This window comes from Alkalihalophilus sp. As8PL (assembly GCF_040939795.1).
GTDB lineage: Bacteria > Bacillota > Bacilli > Bacillales > Bacillaceae_D > Alkalihalophilus > Alkalihalophilus lindianensis.
Map to the genome: position 1 here is coordinate 1,040,421 of NZ_CP162551.1, position 22,532 is coordinate 1,062,952.

General features: G+C 39.9%; 23 protein-coding genes. 4 read left to right on the top strand and 19 right to left on the bottom strand.

All coding sequences use genetic code 11. The features are described 5' to 3' along the window. Nucleotides 1–42: 42 nt before the first annotated feature. Genes AB3N04_RS06840 through AB3N04_RS06850 form a run of 3 tightly spaced genes read right to left on the bottom strand, consistent with a single transcriptional unit; the run spans nucleotide 43 to nucleotide 2,635 of the window. A complete protein-coding gene (locus tag AB3N04_RS06840) occupies nucleotides 43–1,200 on the bottom strand; it encodes a Ger(x)C family spore germination protein (protein WP_368505356.1) in 1,158 nt (385 codons plus the stop codon). Beyond that, on the bottom strand, nucleotides 1,197–2,321 hold the full coding sequence (locus AB3N04_RS06845; protein ID WP_368505357.1) for a GerAB/ArcD/ProY family transporter: 1,125 nt from the start codon (nucleotides 2,319–2,321) through the stop codon (nucleotides 1,197–1,199). Before AB3N04_RS06845 ends, AB3N04_RS06840 begins: the two co-directional genes overlap by 4 nt. Continuing rightward, complete coding sequence (locus AB3N04_RS06850) at nucleotides 2,321–2,635, bottom strand: hypothetical protein (RefSeq protein WP_368505358.1); 315 nt, start codon at nucleotides 2,633–2,635, stop codon at nucleotides 2,321–2,323. The genes AB3N04_RS06845 and AB3N04_RS06850 overlap by 1 nt, the downstream gene beginning before the upstream one ends. A 202-nt stretch (nucleotides 2,636–2,837) precedes the next feature. Here AB3N04_RS06850 and AB3N04_RS06855 point away from each other — a divergent pair, with 202 nt between their 5' ends. Further along, nucleotides 2,838–3,632: a carbon-nitrogen family hydrolase gene (locus AB3N04_RS06855; RefSeq protein WP_368505359.1), complete on the top strand. Its 795-nt coding sequence runs from the start codon at nucleotides 2,838–2,840 to the stop codon at nucleotides 3,630–3,632. Between the two features lie 162 nt (nucleotides 3,633–3,794). Here the strand turns inward: AB3N04_RS06855 and AB3N04_RS06860 are convergent, their stop codons facing one another. The 3 genes from AB3N04_RS06860 to AB3N04_RS06870 all read right to left on the bottom strand — a co-directional run bounded on the left by AB3N04_RS06860 (nucleotide 3,795) and on the right by AB3N04_RS06870 (nucleotide 7,234). After that, a complete protein-coding gene (locus tag AB3N04_RS06860; RefSeq protein WP_368505360.1) occupies nucleotides 3,795–4,340 on the bottom strand; it encodes a hypothetical protein in 546 nt (181 codons plus the stop codon). Nucleotides 4,341–4,727: 387 nt separating this feature from the next. After that, nucleotides 4,728–6,332 carry an ABC transporter permease gene (locus AB3N04_RS06865; RefSeq protein ID WP_368505361.1) on the bottom strand — a complete coding sequence of 535 codons (1,605 nt, stop codon included), beginning with the start codon at nucleotides 6,330–6,332 and terminating at the stop codon, nucleotides 4,728–4,730. 2 nt (nucleotides 6,333–6,334) lie between these two features. Beyond that, a complete protein-coding gene (locus AB3N04_RS06870) occupies nucleotides 6,335–7,234 on the bottom strand; it encodes an ATP-binding cassette domain-containing protein (RefSeq protein WP_368505362.1) in 900 nt (299 codons plus the stop codon). A 164-nt stretch (nucleotides 7,235–7,398) separates the two neighbouring features. Here AB3N04_RS06870 and AB3N04_RS06875 point away from each other — a divergent pair, with 164 nt between their 5' ends. Continuing rightward, nucleotides 7,399–7,989 carry a TetR/AcrR family transcriptional regulator gene (locus AB3N04_RS06875; RefSeq protein ID WP_368505363.1) on the top strand — a complete coding sequence of 197 codons (591 nt, stop codon included), beginning with the start codon at nucleotides 7,399–7,401 and terminating at the stop codon, nucleotides 7,987–7,989. A gap of 44 nt (nucleotides 7,990–8,033) precedes the next feature. Here AB3N04_RS06875 and AB3N04_RS06880 read toward each other — a convergent pair whose 3' ends face one another. The 8 genes from AB3N04_RS06880 to AB3N04_RS06915 all read right to left on the bottom strand — a co-directional run bounded on the left by AB3N04_RS06880 (nucleotide 8,034) and on the right by AB3N04_RS06915 (nucleotide 17,400). Continuing rightward, entirely contained in the window at nucleotides 8,034–8,606 is a 573-nt protein-coding gene (locus tag AB3N04_RS06880; RefSeq protein ID WP_368505364.1) for a hypothetical protein, read from the bottom strand. 221 nt (nucleotides 8,607–8,827) lie between these two features. Then, nucleotides 8,828–10,147: a short-chain fatty acid transporter gene (locus tag AB3N04_RS06885; protein WP_368505365.1), complete on the bottom strand. Its 1,320-nt coding sequence runs from the start codon at nucleotides 10,145–10,147 to the stop codon at nucleotides 8,828–8,830. Nucleotides 10,148–10,253: 106 nt separating this feature from the next. Further along, nucleotides 10,254–11,243, bottom strand: a complete 990-nt coding sequence (locus AB3N04_RS06890; protein ID WP_368505366.1) for an anti sigma factor C-terminal domain-containing protein — start codon at nucleotides 11,241–11,243, stop codon at nucleotides 10,254–10,256. Next, on the bottom strand, nucleotides 11,233–11,739 hold the full coding sequence (locus AB3N04_RS06895; protein ID WP_368505367.1) for an RNA polymerase sigma factor: 507 nt from the start codon (nucleotides 11,737–11,739) through the stop codon (nucleotides 11,233–11,235). The genes AB3N04_RS06890 and AB3N04_RS06895 overlap by 11 nt, the downstream gene beginning before the upstream one ends. Before the next feature lie 330 nt (nucleotides 11,740–12,069). Beyond that, nucleotides 12,070–13,035, bottom strand: a complete 966-nt coding sequence (locus tag AB3N04_RS06900) for a helix-turn-helix transcriptional regulator (RefSeq protein WP_368505368.1) — start codon at nucleotides 13,033–13,035, stop codon at nucleotides 12,070–12,072. A 148-nt stretch (nucleotides 13,036–13,183) separates the two neighbouring features. After that, nucleotides 13,184–15,544: an FdhF/YdeP family oxidoreductase gene (locus tag AB3N04_RS06905; RefSeq protein WP_368505369.1), complete on the bottom strand. Its 2,361-nt coding sequence runs from the start codon at nucleotides 15,542–15,544 to the stop codon at nucleotides 13,184–13,186. A gap of 170 nt (nucleotides 15,545–15,714) precedes the next feature. After that, nucleotides 15,715–16,077 (bottom strand): DUF2294 domain-containing protein, encoded by a 363-nt coding sequence (locus tag AB3N04_RS06910; RefSeq protein ID WP_368505370.1) that lies wholly within the window; start codon nucleotides 16,075–16,077, stop codon nucleotides 15,715–15,717. A 66-nt stretch (nucleotides 16,078–16,143) separates the two neighbouring features. Next, nucleotides 16,144–17,400: an OFA family MFS transporter gene (locus tag AB3N04_RS06915; protein WP_368505371.1), complete on the bottom strand. Its 1,257-nt coding sequence runs from the start codon at nucleotides 17,398–17,400 to the stop codon at nucleotides 16,144–16,146. 382 nt (nucleotides 17,401–17,782) lie between these two features. Here AB3N04_RS06915 and fdhD point away from each other — a divergent pair, with 382 nt between their 5' ends. Continuing rightward, on the top strand, nucleotides 17,783–18,595 hold the full coding sequence (gene fdhD / locus AB3N04_RS06920; RefSeq protein WP_368505372.1) for a formate dehydrogenase accessory sulfurtransferase FdhD: 813 nt from the start codon (nucleotides 17,783–17,785) through the stop codon (nucleotides 18,593–18,595). Beyond that, nucleotides 18,592–18,822: a hypothetical protein gene (locus AB3N04_RS06925; protein ID WP_368505373.1), complete on the top strand. Its 231-nt coding sequence runs from the start codon at nucleotides 18,592–18,594 to the stop codon at nucleotides 18,820–18,822. Before fdhD ends, AB3N04_RS06925 begins: the two co-directional genes overlap by 4 nt. A gap of 48 nt (nucleotides 18,823–18,870) precedes the next feature. Here AB3N04_RS06925 and moaD read toward each other — a convergent pair whose 3' ends face one another. The 5 genes from moaD to moaA form a co-directional block, all read right to left on the bottom strand. After that, complete coding sequence (moaD, locus tag AB3N04_RS06930; protein ID WP_368505374.1) at nucleotides 18,871–19,104, bottom strand: molybdopterin converting factor subunit 1; 234 nt, start codon at nucleotides 19,102–19,104, stop codon at nucleotides 18,871–18,873. Then, the gene (locus tag AB3N04_RS06935; RefSeq protein WP_368505375.1) at nucleotides 19,097–19,573 is read right to left on the bottom strand and encodes a molybdenum cofactor biosynthesis protein MoaE; all 477 of its coding nucleotides are present in this window, start codon (nucleotides 19,571–19,573) and stop codon (nucleotides 19,097–19,099) included. The genes moaD and AB3N04_RS06935 overlap by 8 nt, the downstream gene beginning before the upstream one ends. Continuing rightward, entirely contained in the window at nucleotides 19,566–20,090 is a 525-nt protein-coding gene (gene mobB, locus AB3N04_RS06940; RefSeq protein WP_368505376.1) for a molybdopterin-guanine dinucleotide biosynthesis protein B, read from the bottom strand. Before mobB ends, AB3N04_RS06935 begins: the two co-directional genes overlap by 8 nt. Continuing rightward, nucleotides 20,060–21,343, bottom strand: coding sequence for a gephyrin-like molybdotransferase Glp (gene glp, locus AB3N04_RS06945; protein WP_368505377.1), 1,284 nt, complete (start codon nucleotides 21,341–21,343; stop codon nucleotides 20,060–20,062). Before glp ends, mobB begins: the two co-directional genes overlap by 31 nt. A gap of 92 nt (nucleotides 21,344–21,435) precedes the next feature. After that, on the bottom strand, nucleotides 21,436–22,455 hold the full coding sequence (moaA, locus tag AB3N04_RS06950) for a GTP 3',8-cyclase MoaA (RefSeq protein ID WP_368505378.1): 1,020 nt from the start codon (nucleotides 22,453–22,455) through the stop codon (nucleotides 21,436–21,438). Between the last annotated feature and the right edge of the window lie 77 nt (nucleotides 22,456–22,532).

The following is a 22,532-nucleotide window of genomic DNA, read 5'->3' on the forward strand; positions in this document are numbered from 1 at the left end:
AAGAAGATGCTTAATTTTCTAATCATAAATAATCAACATTTACTAGCTTGTTTTCTCTTGCGTCATATAGTGGCTAATTTTCACTTCTACGTTTACCTGAACGTTAGCCTCTTTAAATATCCCTGCCTCCCCTTCCCAATCTTCTTTTATTTGCTTCCAATATTGATACTCTTTTCTTTTTATAAGGGGGCCAAAATAAAAAATGTCACAATACCATTCCTCTTGCATTTTTTTTATAAGGCTAGTAGCTTGATTTTCTATTTTCTTGGATAAGATTTGTTCCATTTTTTTTATCGTTTCCAGGTTATTAATTTCCAATCCAGGAATCCAACTTTCGCTAAATGTACCTTCCGTTTTTATTAATACATTAAATATATTCTGGTCATTTTGCCTTTCGTAATTTACATTTGTAGCGTGTGATAAAATTTCAAAAATGAAGCTTTCTTTATCGTCTACAGTTGCTTCAACAATGCCATTTTTCGCTTCTCCCATCACCCAGTTGTACCCTTTAATATCTTCTTCATTTAACCAGGTGATCATTTTGTTATCCTCACCCTTCATAAGGGCTGCACCTGAAATGTTCATATCTTCTCTGTGCTCCTTATTAACACCAGAAATTAAATAGCTTTGATTTGCAGTCATTTTTTCGGAAATAGTCCCAATGTCTCTTGTCTCTATCATCTCAAGAGCTTTCGTATAGTTTTCATTAATCATCTCGATTGATATTGCCGGCATATCTTCCAGAGGTAATTTATCCATATAAACTTCCTTTGCTTCCCCTTTAGAGACTAAAACATGTGTTTTTCTTCTCATTTCATGATCTCTGGTATATAAATCTAACACACCAGTGATAAATGCTTGTCTTGCTAATTCTTCATTAATCACAATTACCTTCAGATGCTCAAAGTTTAAAGACCTACTTCTTCGTTTACTAATGTCACGAATCATATTAAAGTTTGTTACACCCGTTGAAGTTATATTAAAAAATGGGGAACCTTCCCCTGAATCCCCTTCTGGACCTCCACCACTAAAAGCAGAAGGCACTGCGATATGAAAAGTAGTATCAAATGTTTTAGGGTTATCAGGATTTGGATCGAACGCAATTCCTATAACAAATCCGACTTCTTCAAGTTCAGCCCGATCCCAGCATCCCGTTAGAGACAGTAAGAGGAGAACGAAAATAAGCATGAATTTTTTCATGAATAATACTCCTCCTTTTCGTTCTTCTTTTTTCTCATCCAAAAATAAAGGTAACCACACCCTAAGCTAAATACATACAAAGAAGTACCCAACCAACTAATCCACTCGCCAAACATAAAGGTTTCTGTAATAGAATCAGGTATGAACGCAACAATAAAAATGAAGAAGATACTGATCATCGGTATATAATTCGCCTTAGCATTCTCCTTCATAAAACTTTTCTGAAATAATTGAACAAAAATTAACTGGACGATCGAGATCGTGTTGAAAATGGTGATGAGCCACACTGTTATCATCAAGGATTCTAACCGTTCAAAAAAACCCCCTGGTATTTCGAGTTGTTTAGCTAATTCCACAGTAGGAAACGTAATTTGGGTAGTAGTATCAACTGTGAAATTTGCATAAGTAACGACTGTAACTAACAAATAAAGCAATGCAACCAACATGATTCCGGTAATAAGAGGGAACACTTTTATTTCACTTTTTTTCATGCGAGCCATTAAGAAAAACAAGATTTCAATGCCTAAGAACGAAAGTAACGTCACTTTTGTTGCAGCGAGGACTGGTAAAACCCCTTCAGGCATAACGGGAAGGAGATTCGTAAAGTCTGCCTTAATAGTGGTAAACGATATTAATCCAAGCAACACAAATACCACAATAGGCAGAAACATAAGGCTTAAATGGACTATCCCTTGCGTTCCTTTTGACACAGCGTAAGTGGTACATAAGAGCATTAACGCAGCTATCACTTCTGAGGGTGTTTGATCTAGCAAATACATTCGAATAAGTAAAGCTAAGACCCTCACTTCGTAAGCCATTAGGCATAAAAAATAGATAAGAAATAATAACGATATTCCTCTTGCAATCCACTTCCATACCTTCCCCTTCCCTATATACTCTAATAAGGTTTCGCCAGGGAAATGTTGTTGTAATCGTACATAAAGAATGATAAATAGTATAATAATGGCACCAGCTAGTATGATCGATATCCATCCATCAGCTAGGTTTATTTCAGATGCTAATGCTCTTGGTAAAGTGAGCACCCCAACCCCAACAATCATTGAAACCAAGGTTAAACACATCTCACCTGGTGAAATAGAATAAGAAAGCGGACTCTTCATCAGTTGCCTTCTTTCTCGCTTTGACCTTGATGTTGTTGTTTAATCGCTGCTATGAACTTCTCTTTATTCTGTTGATTCTCTTCTCTCATCCAAGGTAATTCAGCTTTCTTTACATACCAGTTAAAGAACATTTGAGTAAGGGCAGCAAAAATCGTTGTCAAAATAGCTGACCAAAACACCACTCCTGCAGGTAAAAAACTTAATACACGATCAGCAAATTCTTGCAAAATAATCACACCTTTAACTTCATAGTTATATTTTGTATTATCTGTTCTTTCTATCCGTTTTATGTAAGTAATGAGGTTATAGAGCATAATCTAGGCAACCTAAAAAGCGCAAGAGGAACCGTCGCTCTTTTGCGCTTTTTTTACTGGTCAACTGGTCATACTCGTGCTCTCTTGATAAGTAGAGCATCTTTTCCTGAATTATTTGACCGAAACAGTAGTTTGCTTTATCTTAAATTTAATAGCATTTCATACATATAAATATACGAAAAAGAAAGAAGGGGATTCGTTAATGAAGCTGGCAATCTATCAAATGGATATCATTCCTGGGAATCCGGAGAAAAATCGTGAGAAAGTAGAAGCATGGGTTGCTGAGGTATGTGAAAAAGACAAGCCAGACACACTCGTACTTCCTGAAATGTGGACAACAGCTTATACACTTGATGAGCTTCATGATCTTGCTGAAGACGAATCAAAAACTACGCTTACCTTCTTAAAAGAGCTAGCGAAGAAATGGCAAGTGAATCTCGTTGGTGGTTCTTTTGCAACAAAAGAAAACAATAAAATCTTTAATCGTGCAGTCGTGATTGATCGCAAAGGGAATCTCGTCTATCAATATGATAAGATGCACCTTGTGCCAATGTTAAATGAACATCTTTATCTTGATGGTGGCCAAAATAGTGCTACAACGTTTGAACTCGATGGTCAAAAGATGGGAATCGTCATCTGTTATGACTTGCGCTTCCCAGAATTGATGCGAGGACTTGCTCTTGAAGGTGCTCAAGCTGTCTTCATTGTGGCTGAATGGCCTGAAGCAAGAAGCAACCACTGGAAAATCCTTCAACAAGCGAGAGCGATTGAAAACCAAATGTATATCGTCTCGTCTAACCGAGTTGGAGAATATGATGGAGTTGAATTTTGTGGGAATTCGATGATTGTTGATCCTTGGGGTGATTTCATACATTTTGCCACTCAAGATCAAGAAGAAACGATTATGGCCTCACTTGATTTAGAAAAAGTAAAAGAAGTAAGAGAAAACGTACCAGTGTTCAAAAGTCGTACACCACAGTATTATTTACCGCATTAAACAAACTCAAATTGAAAAGGACCGTACACTTTATACATACAAGAGTGTACGGTCCTTCATATAATTATTAGACTCCTCTTCTAGCTATCATAAATATACACTCGGCTCTTCCCGGTACTTTTCAATTTATACAATGTTTCATCCGCTAGTCCATTGTGTGCCTTATCTCCACACCGACTTATATTTCTTCTGATACTTCGCCTCTTCCTCTATTTCAATTAACTCCAAAGCTATTTGTTTTAACTCTTCATCCCTCATTTGATCATAAAGGTGACGGAAATTTTGTTGGATATCAAATCGAATCAATGTGTAGTTTTTTTCATCTAAGCAATTCTTAAACCGATCGACTAGATGAGTCATGACTAACTGTTTTTGTTCGGGTCCTGCTAAAGCAATTCTCCAAATGGATTGAAGAGAATGTCTAGCTGTCACAAACTTAGGATCTTTCGTCACGGCCCACACCTTTGGGAAATCGTCTATGATTCTTGTTTCAGGATCACTGATTGCTAAATGACTGAGAAATTGTGCAGCTCTTGAGCGTTTATGAGCATCTTTATTTGTTAAATCTTCCTTCAATTGATCCCACACTTCATACGCCCAGTCTACTTCATGACGGGTCGCTTCAATCAGATGTTGATAGGCTTCATATTGGGCTTGTTTATCGGGTGATTCTAGATCGGTAAAATAGCGTTGGATGGTTGGATTCATTTCGGTTCAGCTCCATCGACTTTTACTTTATTATAGCAGTTGTTTAGGAATTCCCCATACTAACTAAAAAGAGGGTGAGACAAAAGTATTTTAACTTATGGAAAATCGAACATTACAGATGCGGTTTATGTATACCGCTCCTGAAATATACTTCGCTTTCCGTGGGGAGCTAGTGAGCTTCCTCGTGCTATCGCACTCCGGGATCTCACTCCTGCTCTAGTCCCCACAGGAGGTCTACGTATATTTCATCCGCTAGTTTAGCGCTTCGTTCGTATCCTGAGTAAACCTCTTAGATATGTCCTAGCCTCTTATTTGAAGGAATGTAAATCATTTTAAATCTCATCCTATAAATAGAAAAAGCCGGCACATTCGCAGCCGACCCTTCATTTATCCTTCTATATCTCGTTTTCGATAGCCGATAAAACCGGTAATTATGAGAGCTATAGCCATCATCGTGAGAACACATAATGTCACGAAATCGATCTCTTCCACCGGGTATTCAGGAATATGACCAAATGGTGAGATTTTCCCCATCCACTCTGGGAATTGGAGTAAGCTTCCTAAATAGACAACGAGGAAGGAGTAACCAAGGTATAACCAGCTTAAGCTCGTTACTTTCGGCAGCCACCCAATTGCAAAGACGGCTAGGCCAGTCATCACCCATATCGCCGGCAAGTAAACCATCGCTGCTTTAAACATTAATGAAAACGAAATCGCTTCCTCCATCACAGCATTTCCGGCACTCCATAAGCCGACTAATGCAAGAAACAGCATCACAAAGCCAAACAGTAAGGAAAGGAGTAGATAGCTCCCGAGCACTTGGTTTCTAGAAACGGCACGTGTTAATAAGTGCTCGATCTGTCCTTTCTTTTCTTCCCCTTTTAGCTTAAGCATAAAGAGTAGTGCCGGAACCGTACAGATCATTGAGATAACAGCCATTAACATCGTTAAAAATTGCTCCGTTAACGTTACTCCCTCTATTGGCGCTAGCATTTCGGTTAACATTTCATTATTCGAGAAAAACGATTCCAAGTCTCCTAATACAGAACCATAGGATACTCCTAAGACAAACATTCCGATTGCCCAGGCAATGATCCCCGTTCGTTGCAGTCTTAGCGCTAGACCAAATGGACTTAATAAGGAACGAGGCGCATTCTTTCTACCTGGCTTTGATGCGAGAAAGCCAGAACCTAGATCACGAATCGTCATTAAATAAAAAGCAATTAGTAAGACCACAATTGATCCACCAATCGTTAACACAATCGGCCACCAGTAATTGTTCACATACACTTCTGTTCCTAAAATCCAACCCAACGGAGAGAACCATGAGAGTGCTTCGTTGCTCACATCTCCTACTGCCCTGATCAAATAAGCAACGCCAAGCACGGTAAAGGAATAACCAATCGTTCCTCTTGAATTCTCAGATAGCTGAGCGAATAGAGCCGTAACGGCAGCAAAGAATATCCCTGTTGCCCCTAAAGCTGCCCCGTATAAAAGCGATGCCCCTAAATCCATACTCTCAATTTGTAAGCTAGCTAAGCCAAATCCCACACTTAAAGCTAACACGATATTTGCTGCGACTAAGACAATCATCGTTGAACTAAGATTAGCTAATGAGCCAACTGGTAAGGAACGAATCAATTCAATTCGTCCTTCTTCTTCATCCACTCTGGTGTGTCGAGTGACGAGAAGAATGCTCATGATCGCGACGACAATGGCGGTAAATAACAGCATTTGATGCGCCATCATAGGCCCTGCCGTGTAGTTATCAAGTCCATACCCTTGCCCAACCATCGCAGTCATTGCAGGATTTTTCATTGTCTCCGCTATCGCTTGTCTTTCCTGTTCATTTTGATACAAATCCGTAAAAGAGGTTGCTGTTGCAATGGTGATCAGCACTATTGAAATCAACCAAATCGGAAGACGAATTCGATCACGTCTTAAGACAAATCGAGTCATCCTTCCTGTTTGACTGAACTGTTTCTTCCACATGGTCACTCACCTCCACGACTAGCTGATCCTTCGTAATGACGCATGAACAGATCTTCTAATGTCGGCGGTGCACTCTCTACTTTCACTAGTCCAAACTGGCTAATATGCCTCATGACGAGATCCAACTCATTGGCATCCACTTGAAAGGAGAGCCCTTGATCTTTTTGTTCAATCTTATGAACCCCGCTTAGGTTTGCTAAATCAATAATTGGCTGCTTAGACTCTACGAACATTTGAGTACGTGTTAAATGACGGAGTTCAGCTAATGTGCCTGTTTCAATCATTTCGCCTTCGCGAATGATTCCGACCTTGTCACACAGTCTTTCTACTTCAGATAAAATATGACTCGATAACAGCACACTTTTTCCAGACTCTTTCGCATCAACTACACATTGTTGAAACACTTTCTCCATTAACGGATCGAGGCCTGAGGTTGGTTCATCTAAAATGTAGAGATCTGCATCTGAAGCAAAAGCTGCGACAAGCGCGACTTTTTGTCGGTTTCCTTTTGAATACGTGCGGCATTTTTTTGTGGGATCAAGCTTGAACGTTTCGATTAGCTCGTCACGTCGCCCCTCATTTGTACCCCCACGTAACTTCATAAATAAATCAATCACTTCACCGCCTGTTAAATTTGGCCAAAGGTTCACATCCCCTGGCACATAGGCGAGGCGTTTATGAATCTCTACAGCATCCTTCCATGCATCCTTTCCAAAAATCGTGGCTTCCCCGCTTGTTGCTTTTAAGATACCAAGTAAGATTCGAATCGTCGTTGATTTCCCTGCACCATTCGGCCCAATAAAGCCATACACTTCTCCTTTATTTACTTCTAAATGAACACCATTTAATGCCGTGAACTTCCCAAACTTCTTCGATAAGTTCTTCGTTTCTAAAATGGTCATCTAAGCTCCTCCTCAGTCTCTATCATCTACTTTTATAAATTATGAAATTTATTAACTCATTTAGTTCATAATATACAAAAAAGAATACCCTGACAAGAGTTTATGAACTAATTTATTTGTTTTATTACATAAATTTGATTACACTATAAAGAGAGGTGAACGACATGGACGGTTTTGAACGTAGGCGCGAACAAAAGAAACAACATATATTAGAAGCTTCCTTAGAGTTATTTATGGAGTATGGTATTCAAAAAGTCTCCATTTCTGAAATAGCTAAAAAAGCGAATGTCTCACAGGTTACGATCTACAATTATTTTGAAAGCAAACATAAATTGATTCATGATGTCTTTATTTATTATGTCGACCAAGCTTCTGCCACGTTTGAGGAGACGGTCTTCTCTGATATTCCATTTCCAGATAAAATTAAGAAACTCATTTTCAATAAAAAAGAAGTCGCCAAACAGATCAATGAAGAGTTTTATCAATATTTAATGAAGGAATACACAGCTGAAGGCAACTATATTGAGAAAATTTATGTAGAAAAGGCTCTTCCTTACTTCACTCATCTTTTTAAAGAAGGAAAAGAACAAGGGTATGTTGATCCGAACCTCTCTGATCAAGCGATTATCTTTTATATTCAAATGCTAAAAGAGTATGTTCAGCGTGAAGATGTCTACAAAAACATCCTCCCTCTAACAGAAGATATAACAAATATTTTCTTTTACGGAATCCTTGGAAAACGTGATGAGGAGTAAACGAAAAGGTCGACCCCCTTATTAGGTGGATCGACCTTTTTAGATTATTCCGCTCTTAGTTGAAACCATAACTCCGCATCGGTTCTTCTTTTAAAGGCTGCGAGTGGATTCTCATCATCTTTATCCACTAAAAAGTACGTGTAGCCTTCACGTTCAGCTCCAGAATATAGCTCATTGCTTAGGTCTGGCTCAAGCCCTGAAACTGAGATAAACCCATCATACGCATTACCCGTACTGCTTACCGCGTCAAATTGAGCATGATTCAAGTCGAATGGCTCTTCTTCAATTTCATGTGCTTTTACGTAAAACTTCGCTAATACATATTCCTCGTTTTCACCAGCTTCTTCATTAAATGGGTTGCCATCCTGAACACGTTCTGCCGCTTCATCTCCACTAATAACTTCAAGCAACTCCACATCCAGACTCACATTTCCATAAAATAAGTCATTATATTCTACCGTCACTCGCTCGCCTATCGCTAGTGGATTGTCACGAGTCCCAACATCACTTTTCCCTTCACTTTCTTCCGTTTCTTCTTCTTCCTCTTCTTCAGTTGCCTCTACTTCAGCATCTGCCGTCACCTCTGTAGCCTCTTCCGTTTCTTCTACTCTTTCCACTGACGACTCTTCCCCGCAACCTGTAACCACCATTGCCGCTGCTACAAATGATACAAAAAACTTGCCTTTTTCAGGTCTAATCCCTCCAATTGATTTGATATACCTAGAGCATACCAAGGAGAAATGACATATATTTGTCAGCGAACAGGTGTTTTTTGGTTTATTTTTGTAGATTAGTAGGCGGGAAGGTGATAACAATTATATTCACTCTTACCAGAACTTTAATACAAGAAAAAGATTAACACACTCGTAATGACACCTACCCAAATACTTAATAAAATACAATATCCCATAATATGTCTGATGTGTAGACCTACTACGCTAAGAATAGGCAATGCCCAGAAAGGTTGAATGAGATTTGTCCATGCATCTCCCCATCCAACAGCCATGGCAGTCATCGCTGGATCTACACCAAGCTCGATAGCTGCAGGAATTTGAAGCGGCCCTTGCAATGCCCATTGGCCTCCACCTGAAGGAGCTAGTATATTAATAAACCCAGCAGCCCAGTAACTAAATACATTAAATGTCTCAGGCGTTGCAACGGAGACCATTCCATTAATAATGGCATCACCTAAACCTGAACCACCTAATACGGCGATGATTCCTGCATAGAAAGGAAATTGAAGCACAATAGGTGAAATAGAGGTAACTGATTGTTTAAATGCTTGTGCAAATTGTCCAAGTGAACGGTGAAAAAAGAGACCAGCAGATAGGAAAAAGAGATTAATAAGATTTAGATCAAGGTCACGCCCTGTTGCAAACACTCCAACTGTATACACAACTCCAATCGCACCAATAAGCATTCCTAAAATAGGTGTATATTCTAATTTTTGCGCAGGAGTCATCGAATCTTTTTTAGGTTTATCAAACGTTACATCTGTTGATCGGGCTGGTGGTTGATAAGACGTAATGTCTTTTTTAGGAGCCATAAGAATAATAAAAAGGGGCATCGTGATGGCTAACACTAAAAAGATAATCACTGTTGATGGATGAAAAATCGTCGCTGAAGTGGGAATCACACCCATTGTTTCTTCTAGAAAATGACCTTCAGTTGCAATTGTTAATCCAATTGAACTTGAAAATCCTGCAGTATAGAGAACGGTTGGAGCATACGCCGCTGCAATAAGCAGTGGAAAATGTGCTTTTTTATTTCGTTTCCCAATTTCACGCGCAATGATCGCACCTACGATAACAGCTAAACCCCAGTTTATATAGTAGGCACCAGCTGCTACTAGAAATGTGATTAAATATGCTTTTGTAGGAGTGTTTGCGAAGTTGGCTAATGATCTTAGCCCCTTACTAATAAACGGAACCGATGCTAGCACCATTCCTGTTAATAACAAAAGGACCATCTGCATCGTAAATGCTAAATACGTCCAAAATCCGTCCCCCCATGCTTGAAAAACTTGAACTGGTTCCCTTGGATTAAACATAATGGCAATAGCAATGACCACAATTGTTAGAAGCACCGCAATGACAAAAGCGTCTGGCAAAAACCTCTGGATAACACGTGAGAAACGATCAGCTATTCGATTAAGCATAAATCTCCCCCCTTTGGTTTGTCTTATACTCATTTTATTTAGGGAGGAGAATCTTTATGATAAACCGTTAGTATCAGATCACAAAAAAAGAAGGCATTCGCCTTCTTTACTCAAACCTCTTAGCCGTCGCTCCAAGTGTTGCCCCTCGGACCATCTCAACTTCATCAAACTGGCTTAACTCCTCTGCAGTACCAGTTACGACCACTCCAATAATTTCTACATTTTCGGGAGCTAAGTCCTTCTCTCCATTATTCGTAATAGCGTTGATAACTTGATCGACTTCGTATTCATATTCATTCGATTGTTCTTTAACATATTCTAAGGTGTGAATGAATGATTGTGCTGATTCTTTTGCCGTGGATCCTTTATAAAAAGGAAATCCGTATGTGCCATAGCCCATAATCAAATGGTTAAAATGGTATTCTTCATCTTCTCTTACTTTGTTCATTTCGTTATGATCCTTTACGTCTTCTTCGGAATAGGAGTCGACCCAATACCACTCTAATTGGTCCCCAAATACATCCACTACTTCTTGAAGCGAATACGGTTGATCAAATGAAAAGGCCATCTCCGCAACCATGTAATCTGGGATATTCTCCAGTAATGGGCGATCATCATACACTTCTTGGTATTCAACCTCTGGATGATAAAACTCAATCACTCGTTCTCCTTGAAAATAAGGAATTGCCCGCTCTCCTGCTTCCTGAGACATATGAATCGATGTAACAGAGGAGAGGAGTTTTTTTGTGCCAAACATTGTATACTCTGTTTCCTCTGCTCCCCAAGCAAGCGACACGCCCCCGATCTTCTTCACTAGATCACGCGTTTCAATAGCTGAAGTAAAAGAATACGTGTAGGAAGCCCCAGTCCCTTCCACATTAGCTCCTCTAACCATACTCCACAGGGCATCATCCGTAGATTGATTGATTTGTCTTTGAATCACGTAACTTCCCGTCCAGTACAAGGAGAACAAAACCACTATGCTTACTACTAACGATATACTGATCGTCTTAATGAGCGATTTTCGTCTCGCTTTTTTTACGAGATCACCAAGCCCCGAGTCTTTCTTACTTGAAAATAACTTGTCATCTGTCATCGGATGGCCTCCTGTATTCTTTCATAAATTGATTTCTAGCTCGGTACAGATTCGTTTTTATCGTACCTTCTTTCATATTTAACAACTCCGCGATCTCTTGAATTCGCAAACCAGTACTGTACTTTAATAGGAGTAGCTCACTATACGATTTCTTTAATTTCAATAGAGTCGCTCTTACCTCCATCCCTTCCTCATGCCTGATAAAGGTAGACTCAGGTGTTGCCTCCTCCATCAACTGTTGAACATTAAAGGTGAGCAGAATGTTTCTTCTTCTCGTTTGTTTTCGCGTTAAATCATAATATCGATTGATTGCTACTCGAAATAGCCACCCCTCAACGTTATGAATATCAACGGAGTCTATATATAGAAGAAACTGATAAGCTGTATCTTGAATGATGTCCTCCGCATCTTCTTTTGTAGCCCCCATCTTCAGCAAATAGGAACGCACGATTCTCAGTTGTTCTTGCAGCATTTCACCTATTTGTGCGTCATTCATCCCTGCCCTCCCATCTAAGAAGCTCTCTTCTGTTTTTCATAATAAAGACGAATCAAACTGGAAAAAGTGAACAAAAAATTATGTACTTATATTTGATCTTGGTCTTAATTGGTCGTATGTTGTGGGGTTATGAGCGATCGCAGCTCAGTTATGTGCGAGAATCTAGATATATGTGCGATACGCACCAATTTAGGTGCGCTATTTTCGTTTTATGTGCGAGCTGCCTCTCAAAGTGGTCTATATGTGCGAAAGGGCCTTGTCACCTTACCTCCGCGCCGAGACTCCTAAAACCCACAAAACAGGCAGCAACCCGCGTTGCTACCTGTTTTCTTATTTCGATTCGTACACGCTCATCCATTTTGTCAGCATCTCTTTCATTTTCGCACGGTATTCGACTGGCTCAAGAATTTCTGCATCCATGCCGTATTGCATCAGCCATTGCATGAATTCGCGGTCGTGATTCAGAGTAACTTCAAACAATAAGCTTCCATCCTTATTTTCAGTCAGTCGCGGACTTACAAATAACTCTTCTTCCTTTATATAGCGTGCTACTTCTTTATTAAATAGCACTTTAAAATGAATTTTATCTTTGCCTTGAATGATCGACCACGTGTCTTTGAAGTACTTCTTCAAATTGAAATCTTTCATATCAAAGGTTTGATCTGTTTGATTCACTTGAAGGAAGCGGCTCATGCGAAAGGTTAGTACTTTTTGCTTCTCATGACAAAAGGCAATTAAGTAGAATCTATGATCGCGCGGAATTAAGTAATATGGATCTAGTGCGCGAGATGTTGTCACATCTCGGCTTTGCGTATGATAGACTACTTCTATCGTACGTGAGTTTAGTATCGAATCTATCACGGGAGATAAAAAGTTATTTTGCTCTTCTTGGAAAGCCGGTGTCCCCATTTGAATAATAGAAACCATTTTCTGAAGCACATCTTGTAACTCTTTCTTTTCCTTTTGGTGGGTCGCCATAACTTTTTCATAGGCTGAATAAAAGTCTGGAGGAAACAGATGCGTCATTTGCTCAATCACATTCGGAAGCATGCCAAAAGCAACGGCTTCTTGCTCCGTCCAGTCGATTGGATAAAAGGAAAAATTCCCTATGTATTCATATCCTTTACCATATCCTTCATTTGTGATCGGTACTTGAGCTGCACTTAATAATTCTAAGTCACGGTAAATCGTGCGAGGAGTCGTCTCACAACGGTCGGCTAATTCTTTTGCCGTAATTCCAGGACTTGATTGAATTAAGATGATGATTCGTAGAAGACGAATTAACCGTTCAGACATCAAATCTTCCTTTCTTGGTAATAAATGATAGAATTTGAGATTCGTGTTCATTGTACAGGTGATGGCAAAAGAATGGAAGGTTTATTTACTTCTAAATAAAAGACACTGTAACAGTTGAATTCACAACCATTACAGTGCCACTTACGCCTTAACCCGGAGCAGACATTTCAAGATCATCTATTTTACGTTCAACATATTTTGTATCTTTTCGTGCATTGTAACGATCTGCTTTTTCTACTTTAACTGCTACGTTGTAATCAGGGATTTTTGCTAGCTTTTCATATCTTCCTTTAGGTAATAAGAAGTTTCCTTCTGGGAAGTGGACTCCTAAATTTCCTTTAGTGATATCAGCATACTTCGCTTTCCCTTGGAATACACCAAATCGGTTATGGATGACAACTCCTTCCCCTTCAGCAATACTTAACTCGTGCGCATCTTCTGTATTAATTAATACATCATATCGCTCTGCATTATTAAATGGATCCGTTGTTTTATAAACCATCGAGTTAAACTGCTTTCCGCGACGAGTCGTCAGGATGAAGTTCCCTTCCTTCTTACCCATATCAGGAATATCGACTGGAAGAAGATTTCCTCTACCATCTGGAGTCGGACAAATGCCGTCTTCGCACAACCAAGCTCCGCCCCATTGGAAGACATCGCCTTGTTTTTTCAAATGCTGTACTCCCTCATAATTCGGGTTCGCAATCGCCATTTCATCACGAATGTCCTGGCCGGTCTTGAAATCGACTAAATGAGCAGTATCAGGCTTCACACGTTTCGCAAGATCAATGTAGATCTTCCACTCTGATCTAGCTTCTTCAATGTGATTTTTATTTCCTTCAATTTCAGGAGAATAGTAAACCATACGTTCTGTTGAGGTAGACGTTCCACCACCATCTTGCTCATAACGTGTTTTTGCGGGAAGAACAATAACCGCTTCTTTTGCTTCTACTAAAGTCGACGTGTTCAAAATGATATCTTGGTGAACACGGATCTCTAATTCAGACAATGCTTTTTCAATGAAATTCGGATCAGGCATCGTCTCTAGGAAGTTACCACCTGACATATAGTACATTTTAATTTTGCGCTCATGATCTTCTGGTAGAACGATGTTTTCTAATGTAACTCCAACTACATCGCCTTGCCATCTTGGAATATCAAACTTCCAAATCCCTTCCATACGTTGAATGTTTTCTTCAACGAAATCACCGCCTGGTAAAACGAATGGATCAGCACCCATTTCACCTGAACCTTGAACGGAAGAGTGCCCACGGAATGGCATCAAGCCACTGTATTTACGTCCTAGGTGGCCACGAAGAAGAGCAAGGTTTGCGACTTGAGATATATTATCTGAAGCGAAAGCGTGCATCGTTAACCCAAGTGCCCACGCATAGACTGCGTTCTTGCTGTTGGCTAATAGCTCTGATAGCTCGATGATTCTCTCTTTTGTAATACCTGAAGATTTGACAATTTCCTCCCAAGATTGTGTTTCAACATGAGCTTTCAGTTCTTCATATGCATTGACATGATCTCTGACAAATTCATGATTAATCGCCGAACCATGAGCGTTTGCTTCCATGTCAAACCAATGCTTCATAATACCCTGCATAAAAGCAATATCTCCACCAATGTTTACTTGGTAAAAATCATCAGCAAGTTTCGTTCCGAAGATGGCAGACTCAGCATTTGAGGGCACCCAATATTTATCCATTGCCGGCTCTTTATATGGGTTTACGACGATTATTTTAGCACCACGTTTTTTTGCTTCTAACATGTACTTTGATGAAACGGGAGATGCGTTTGATGCAACACTTCCCCAGAATAAGAGGACGTCTGTTCCAAACCAGTCTTGGTAGTTACAAGTAGATGCCCCTACTCCAATCGAACGCTTTAATGCCGTTTTACTTGGAGAGTGACAAATACGACTTGCATTATCGATATGATTTGCCCCTAAGAAGCGTGCCACTTTAGCTGCTACATAATAGGATTCATTCGTGATTCCTCTTGATGTTAAATAGAAGGCATATTGTTTTGGATCTAATTGCTTCATCTTCTCTGCAATTATATCCATCGCATCATTCCATGTTAGGCGTGAAAACTTATTCTCGCCTTTACGTCTGATAAGTGGATATGGAATCCGTCCTAATTTTCTTAGTTCTGTACTATCGTATTTTTTTAATTCATCAATATCAGCATGTAAAATGTCTTCTTTAATCGCCGGGGCCGTATTTAGGCGAAGGACATTTAAACGTGTTGTACACATATGTGGACCTTTCAACGTTTGGTCTTGCAGGCCTGACACACCTAGTGCACAGCCGTCACATACACCTTTTGTTAAAATACGGGAGGCATAACCTAAATTATCCTTGTTATCCCATGCAATTTTCATCGTATCACGAATATGTTTTGGCTTTACTTTTCCTAAACCAAACGGAATTGGACTAACCCAATGTTTTGGTTGAGGCGCTTTTGTTGCTTTAATAGGGCCTTGATGTTTTGTTTTTCCCATAGTTCTCACTCCCATTAATACTACTTACTACTCTTTATGCTCATTCCAATAAAAAAACCACCGTAAAAACCCTTTGATCTAAAGGGAATAACGGTGGTTAAGTCTTTGGCAGGATCGCTACTAAGTACCAAACCAGTTATACAATTCTCCAAAGGTAATGTGCAATGACCTTACTTTGATGAAAACTTCTCTTCAATATCTTCATCAAACACAAACACTGAAATACCAAAGTCTCTTTCAATATCGATATCTACAAATAAGTCTACGAACTTACACTGTAAAAATTCTTCCATTTCAACAGGTGGATTTTTACGGTACATTTCTTTTACCATTTCAGTTCTAGCAGCCTTTAGCATCTGCTTACCCTCATTAGCTGTTGCAATGAACTTCTCAACAGGTGATAGGTTGCCTTCCATCTCGCATATTGCCCATTTTTTGCAAAAGGTTGTACTGATCTTGCTTGGGCCCTTTCCCATATGCTTCTTTCGAAAGGAACGTACTATGTTGCTGAATTCCGCTTCATATTTATTCATTCACGTACCCTCATTTTCTATTACTTATTAAAAGAGTAGTTCGAGTGTATGAAAATGTCAAATGGTTTAACTAGCTAAACGAGCAGATTTATTTTTTTCTTTTAATTGCTTAATATCAATACGAATAACGAGTGAGACAATCAAGGCGGCAATAAACATAAATCCGAAGATATAGAGCGTTCCTGCATAGCTCTCTGTTGTTTCACGAATCCAAGATGCTAGAATCGGTCCAACTAAACCAGCTAGTGCCCAAGCTGTTAAAATATAGCCATGAATCGCGCCAAGTTGCTTTGTTCCAAATAAATCGCCAATGTATGCTGGAATGGCTGCAAATCCACCACCATAACACGTAAGAATTAAGAATAAAACGACCTGGAATAAAATTGCGTGTGTAATACTCGGCAAAGCAAAGAATGTGACAATTTGAATCGCAAAGAATGCTGTATAAACATTTGCTCGTCCCAAATAGTCAGAAATCGATGCCCAACCAATACGCCCTAAGCCATTAAATACTCCCATCACACCAACCATTGTTGCCGCTGCTGCTGCTGAGAGACCAGCAATTTCTTGTGCCATTGGTGAAGCAACAGACAAGATCGCAATTCCGCATGTGACGTTGATAAAGAGCATCACCCATAGGAACCAGAATCTTCTTGTCTTAACAGCTTCATTCGCCGTTAATTGAGATAGATCTGCTGCTACTTTCTTGCCAGTCGTTTGAACATCTGCCATATACCCTTCAGGCGGACGCTCAATGTATAATGCTGAAGCAAGCATAATCACAAAATATAGAATGCCTAGTGTAAAGAATGTGTTTGCAATCCCTACTGAATTAATTAAATTGGCCATAATCGGGCTGGCAATCATTGCCGAGAACCCAAAGCCCATGATCGCAAGTCCCGTTGCCAGTCCACGGCGGTCTGGAAACCATTTTACTAAAGTCGATACCGGGGTGATATACCCTACACCGAGACCAATCCCACCAAGTGCACCGTATGTAAAGTACAAAAGCCAAATCGACTCCATGTTAATCGCAAACCCTGCACCAACTAGTCCAATCCCAAAAAATGAGGCTGCTACTAAACCTGATTTTCTCGGACCATACTTTTCAACAAAATGGCCCATAAAGGCTGCTGACAATCCTAAAAAGACGATTGCGATACTAAACGTTAAAGATACCGCACTCAGATCCCATCCAAGTTGTTCTCTAATCGGGTTGGTAAAAACACTCCAAGCATAAACCGAACCAATGGAAATGTGGATCCCAACAGCTGCTAATGCAATCAACCAACGATTTTTTAATTTCCCCTGTGCTTCCCTCATGTCATCACTCCTTCTCTCTAAACAAAAAAAATCGACGTTCTTCTCAAAGGAAAAAATCATTCCTTAAAGAAACACGACGATTAGTCTTAAGCAGGTTTCGCTACTCTCGTACCAATAGTAATCGCTTACAATCTAGGAACACTTAATACCGAAGACAGGGTCGCTATCTCGATCCTTAAATGTTACAGATTTATGAATGCAAATAAATCATACCTTGTTTATAAAAAGAATTCAATCTTTTTTCAATATTTTTCTATTGTCAAAAAGACTTACTTATGATTAACTTCTTACCAATCACTCCCATATGTCTTGTAAGGGAGCGAAATTATGTTTATATTGGAATCGGTTCATGCTTTTTATCTAACAAAAAGGGGGGGATGGGTTGACTGATTCACTTAGTTCCACGAAGTCGATTGTCAAATACAACCAGAAACAGTTCTCTACGTTAGAGGATGAAATAGTTATCGAGTTCCCTTTGACTATTTATATAAATAACGAGGAATTTGCTACAATGGTCTGTAGTCCAAGAGACTTTGAAGAAATGGTGATTGGCTTTTTAGCTTCTGAGGGCGTCATTCGCTTCAAAAAAGAAATTAAAGATCTGACAATTGATGAAGATCGTGGATTTGCTTACGTAGAGTTGCATTCAACTGACATTAAGAATCAGCAATATTTCTCAAAGAGATTCATTGGCTCATGCTGTGGGAAAAGCCGACAATTTTATTTTCAAAATGATGTACGTACTGCTAAAACATCGATGTCTTCTACCACAATCACAGCGGAGCAATGCATTCGCTTAATGAAAAAAATGCAGGATTCAAGCCTCGTTTTTAAAAACACAGGCGGTGTTCATAATGCAGCGCTTTGCTCAGCTGACGAGTTAATTGTCAATCGCTCAGACATCGGAAGACATAACGCACTTGATAAGTTATACGGTCATTCATTGTTAAACGGCGTATCCGTTCGAGATAAGATTCTCGTCTTCAGCGGACGGATTTCATCTGAAATTCTCACTAAAGCTGCTAAAATTGGCGTTGGTATAGTCTTATCTAAATCAGCTCCGACCGACTTAGCTATCCAGTTGGCCGAAGACCTGAACATTACCGCCGTCGGTTTTATTCGCGGCTCGTCCTTTAACATTTACTCACACCCAGAGCGAATAGTTCTGGATCAAACGAAGGAGGAATTATCATGAGTTCATGTAAATTAGATCATCCCATTGAAGATGTCTATCAAAAGCTCGATTCACAAAAGGATTTTTTGCCTGCTGATCTCTATGCATCATGCCAACGTTTTCTAGAGACGAAGCCAAGTCAGCTTGAGTTAAATGAGTTGTTTCACTTGTTAAAGAAATACGATTTGACAACAGCGGAAGATCAACAATCGCGTAACGAAGCCATTACGAAACTTATTAAAGCATAAAAAAAGATCCTCTGCCTCATTCATTGAGCAGGGGATCTTTTCTGTTGGTTAGCCTCCGCTTACAGGAGGAATAAGAGCAATGACATCTCCATCTTTTAAGACATCTGTTTCATTGGCATAGGTTTCATTGATGGCTATCATCGTTTGGTCAAGTGATGTAAAACGGTATTCCTGCTTAAGCCAAGATTTTAATTCCGCAACCGTCAATCCAGCTTGATCAATCTCAACCTGATCTGTTCCAGCTTGTTCTTGAAATTCAGCAAACAGCAATAGTTTAATCATTGTCTTCCTCCTTCACGTCTGGCTTTCCTTTTGGATAAGCTGTCTGTTCAAGCTGATCACCGACCCATTTCGTTCCATCTTCCCAAAACTCTTTCTTCCAAATCGGAACAATTTGTTTAATTCGCTCCATCGCATACTCGTTCGCTTCATAAGCTGCCTTACGGTGAGGAGTTGACACTGCGATTATTACAGCGATTTCAGTAATATCCAATGTACCGACGCGATGGGTAATCGCAATCGTAGAACCTGGCCACTTCTCCTTTACCTCCTGCCCAATTTGTTCTAGCATCTTAATCGCCATCGGTTTATATGCTTGGTACTCTAGCTTTAATGTTCGCTTGCCATGTGTTAATTCTCTTACCGTTCCGATAAATGTTGCGATTGCGCCGCACTCTCTTCTCGTTACTTTACCTACGACTTCCTCCATCGATAGAGGTGTGTCCTGTATATCAAATAAACGTTCAGTCATCGTCATCACTCAATTTCTTTAAAATAAATTCACTGTAACTTACAGCGTCATCAAGATGATAGATTGGATAATCTACCTCCCTCACCTTTAATTCTTTCTCCCAGGTAATTGCACAAATGATATCGCTTGCCTCATGTAAAAGGGAGAGATCCTTCTCATCCCGTAACAACACAACTTTTGGGTATGCTTCCTTTTTAAAGCCCTCAACCAAAATAAGATCCGGCGAAAAGCTCTTATATAGACTCACCATTTGATCAAGGGACCAAGATTGATTTTTAATATGAATTTGCAAGGAACCGCCCCCTTCAACAGCAGTAACTTCGGCTCCTGCCTGCTGATGACGCTCACTATCTTTTAAGTTACTCTCTTGCTTTTGCGGGGTGTGATGACCATGATGCTTGATCGTCGCTACACGTTTTCCTGCTTTACTGCATCTTTGAATCAAGATTTCCATCAAAGTCGTTTTCCCACTATTTTGATAGCCGACTACCTGTAAGACGGGACAATATTGTTCCATGGCCATTCACTTCCTTGAGTACTCTCAAGTAATAACACATCAACCGCCATCCCTTTTTGATAGCCTCTTGTTCCTCCAGGCAACACAAGCAAACAATCCGCTCCGCCTAGAGAACTAACGATTCCTGACTTGTCGACCCCAGAAGGAGATACGATCAATTCACCATCCCCATAGCTCACCTTAGCTCGAACTAGTCTCATAAAGGGATTTACTTTTGGGAAATCGACGCCAAGAGTAGCGGTTACTTTTTGAAGATGAGGATGGGTGCTAAATAAAGACCTGCGAATGATCGGACGAACAAATAATTCAAATCCAACATAACAAGCAGATGGATTTCCTGAAAGACCATAGAATGCTTTTTCACCAACTGTTGCCACAGTCGTTACACTACCTGGCCGCATCGCTACTTTGTTAAAAAGCACGTCAGCTCCCAATTCGTTTAAAATAGCAGGGACATAATCATAATCTCCAACCGAGACACCGCCTGTTGTAATCAGCATATCAACTTTTGAAAGTGCTTCTTTTGTCGTATTTAGACATGTTTCCAAATCATCGTCGAGCTTTCCTACATACAAGGCTTCCCCGCCTGCGCGTTCGATTTGAGCGATAATCATGTAGGCATTGGAATTACGTATTTTCCCCGGAGCAAGGGGTTCATCAACATCTAGCAGCTCACTTCCTGTTGCGATCACACCAATGACTGGTTTTTTAGCGACTGTGACCTGATGATACCCAAAAGTGGCTAATAAAGCGACCACTCCAGGGTTGATTTGCGTTCCTTTTTCAACTAAGACCGTCCCTTTTTTCGTGTCTTCACCTTGATAGGAAATGTTATCTCCGTCTTTAAATCCACGTTTGATTTCTATTTTTTTATCACTGATTTCCTTCGTTAATTCAAGCATAACGACTGCATTACAATCCGTTGGAATCGGTGCTCCAGTCATAATTCTTACTGCTTGGAATGGCTTGACTTCCCCTTCAAACACATACCCTGCACCAATTTCTCCCACCACTTCAAACGAAATGGGGTGTTCAGAATTAGCTTCGTTCGTATCTTCTGCACGAATGGCGAAACCATCATACGGGGATCGATCGAACGCTGGTACATCGTGAGACGCTAGGAGGTCTTCAGCTAAAAACCTACCATAACTCTCATCAATTGAAACCATTTCAGTTTGTGGATGAACAACTGTGTGTTCCATCACTTTTTGTACTGCTTCTTCAACCGGGATCGGCTTTCGCTTCTCTACCATAGCACTCACTCCGTTTTATAATATTTCGACAACTACTCATTTTATCTTTCCAGACAAAAATAAATAATGCAAGGGGAATCCCTTGCATTATTCTAACCACCGATGTAAGACATTTCAATTTTTTTTCGATTTTTAACGGTTTCTTCTGTACGCTCTTCTGAATATTTATCGGTACGGCCAGTCCAAATCTCCGTAATTTTCGATTCAATCTCCGCATCACTTGCCCCGGATTGAACAAACTCTCGTAGGTCGTATCCCTCTTCGGCAAACAAACAAGTGAACAGTTTTCCATCCGCGGATATTCTAGCACGCGTGCAATCTCCGCAAAACGTATCCGATACAGATGATATGATTCCAATCTCTGTATTTGTCCCCTTATAACGATACCTGGTTGCGACTTCCCCTAACTCTCGGTCGACTTTTTCAATAGGAGCAATCGTTGACACTTTTTCTAGCAATTCTTTTTTTGTCACAACTTGCGAGAAATCCCAGCCATTCGTTTGACCAACATCCATAAACTCGATAAACCGCAATGTAATCTCCCGTTCTTTACAGTAACGAGCTAATTTTACGACTTCGCTTTCATTCAAGCCTTTTTTTACAACCATGTTGATTTTTACTTTTAGCCCCGCTGCGAGTGCAGCATCTATCCCTTTTAAGACGACTGCTGACGTGACTTTTCTGCCATTCATCTCTTGGAAAATACCAGTCGTCAAGGCATCTAAACTGACATTTACGCGCATGAGACCGGCTTGTTTTAAATCCTTAGCCTGCTTAACTAAATGCACACCATTTGTTGTTAAGGCAATATCTTCAATTCCATTTATTTGTGATAGTCGCTTAATTAGATCGGGCACATTTTTACGAAGTAACGGTTCACCACCGGTCAGGCGGATTTTCTTAACTCCTAATTTCGTAAATTGTAAAACCAAGCGTTCTATCTCATCAAACGAGAGTAGTTCTTCCTCTCGCATAAATACATAATCATCTCCGAAAACTTCTTTTGGCATGCAGTAGGAACAACGGAAATTACACTTGTCCATAATGGATACACGCAAATCTTGCAAAGGTCTCAAGTATTTGTCTTTCACCTGGTTAATTTCCATCTCCATCCCTCCTCTACGGTTACGTTCTTCACCCTTTATCGACAATTCATTTGATTGTATTTAAAAAAAGCTGTTACTATTGG

Excerpts from the sequence above, each read along its gene's own strand:
- AB3N04_RS06890 (WP_368505366.1), bottom strand. The coding sequence starts at position 11,243 with ATGACAGATGACAAGTTATTTTCAAGTAAGAAAGACTCGGGGCTTGGT.
- AB3N04_RS06935 (WP_368505375.1), bottom strand. The coding sequence starts at position 19,573 with ATGACTGAACGTTTATTTGATATACAGGACACACCTCTATCGATGGAG.
- AB3N04_RS06865 (WP_368505361.1), bottom strand. The coding sequence starts at position 6,332 with ATGTGGAAGAAACAGTTCAGTCAAACAGGAAGGATGACTCGATTTGTC.
- moaA (WP_368505378.1), bottom strand. The coding sequence starts at position 22,455 with ATGGAGATGGAAATTAACCAGGTGAAAGACAAATACTTGAGACCTTTG.
- AB3N04_RS06885 (WP_368505365.1), bottom strand. The coding sequence starts at position 10,147 with ATGCTTAATCGAATAGCTGATCGTTTCTCACGTGTTATCCAGAGGTTT.
- AB3N04_RS06870 (WP_368505362.1), bottom strand. The coding sequence starts at position 7,234 with ATGACCATTTTAGAAACGAAGAACTTATCGAAGAAGTTTGGGAAGTTC.
- AB3N04_RS06895 (WP_368505367.1), bottom strand. The coding sequence starts at position 11,739 with ATGAATGACGCACAAATAGGTGAAATGCTGCAAGAACAACTGAGAATC.
- AB3N04_RS06855 (WP_368505359.1), top strand. The coding sequence starts at position 2,838 with ATGAAGCTGGCAATCTATCAAATGGATATCATTCCTGGGAATCCGGAG.
- AB3N04_RS06850 (WP_368505358.1), bottom strand. The coding sequence starts at position 2,635 with ATGCTCTATAACCTCATTACTTACATAAAACGGATAGAAAGAACAGAT.
- AB3N04_RS06910 (WP_368505370.1), bottom strand. The coding sequence starts at position 16,077 with ATGAATAAATATGAAGCGGAATTCAGCAACATAGTACGTTCCTTTCGA.
- AB3N04_RS06915 (WP_368505371.1), bottom strand. The coding sequence starts at position 17,400 with ATGAGGGAAGCACAGGGGAAATTAAAAAATCGTTGGTTGATTGCATTA.
- moaD (WP_368505374.1), bottom strand. The coding sequence starts at position 19,104 with ATGATTAAACTATTGCTGTTTGCTGAATTTCAAGAACAAGCTGGAACA.
- mobB (WP_368505376.1), bottom strand. The coding sequence starts at position 20,090 with ATGGAACAATATTGTCCCGTCTTACAGGTAGTCGGCTATCAAAATAGT.
- AB3N04_RS06925 (WP_368505373.1), top strand. The coding sequence starts at position 18,592 with ATGAGTTCATGTAAATTAGATCATCCCATTGAAGATGTCTATCAAAAG.
- AB3N04_RS06875 (WP_368505363.1), top strand. The coding sequence starts at position 7,399 with ATGGACGGTTTTGAACGTAGGCGCGAACAAAAGAAACAACATATATTA.
- AB3N04_RS06840 (WP_368505356.1), bottom strand. The coding sequence starts at position 1,200 with ATGAAAAAATTCATGCTTATTTTCGTTCTCCTCTTACTGTCTCTAACG.
- glp (WP_368505377.1), bottom strand. The coding sequence starts at position 21,343 with ATGGTAGAGAAGCGAAAGCCGATCCCGGTTGAAGAAGCAGTACAAAAA.
- AB3N04_RS06845 (WP_368505357.1), bottom strand. The coding sequence starts at position 2,321 with ATGAAGAGTCCGCTTTCTTATTCTATTTCACCAGGTGAGATGTGTTTA.
- AB3N04_RS06905 (WP_368505369.1), bottom strand. The coding sequence starts at position 15,544 with ATGGGAAAAACAAAACATCAAGGCCCTATTAAAGCAACAAAAGCGCCT.
- AB3N04_RS06860 (WP_368505360.1), bottom strand. The coding sequence starts at position 4,340 with ATGAATCCAACCATCCAACGCTATTTTACCGATCTAGAATCACCCGAT.
- AB3N04_RS06900 (WP_368505368.1), bottom strand. The coding sequence starts at position 13,035 with ATGTCTGAACGGTTAATTCGTCTTCTACGAATCATCATCTTAATTCAA.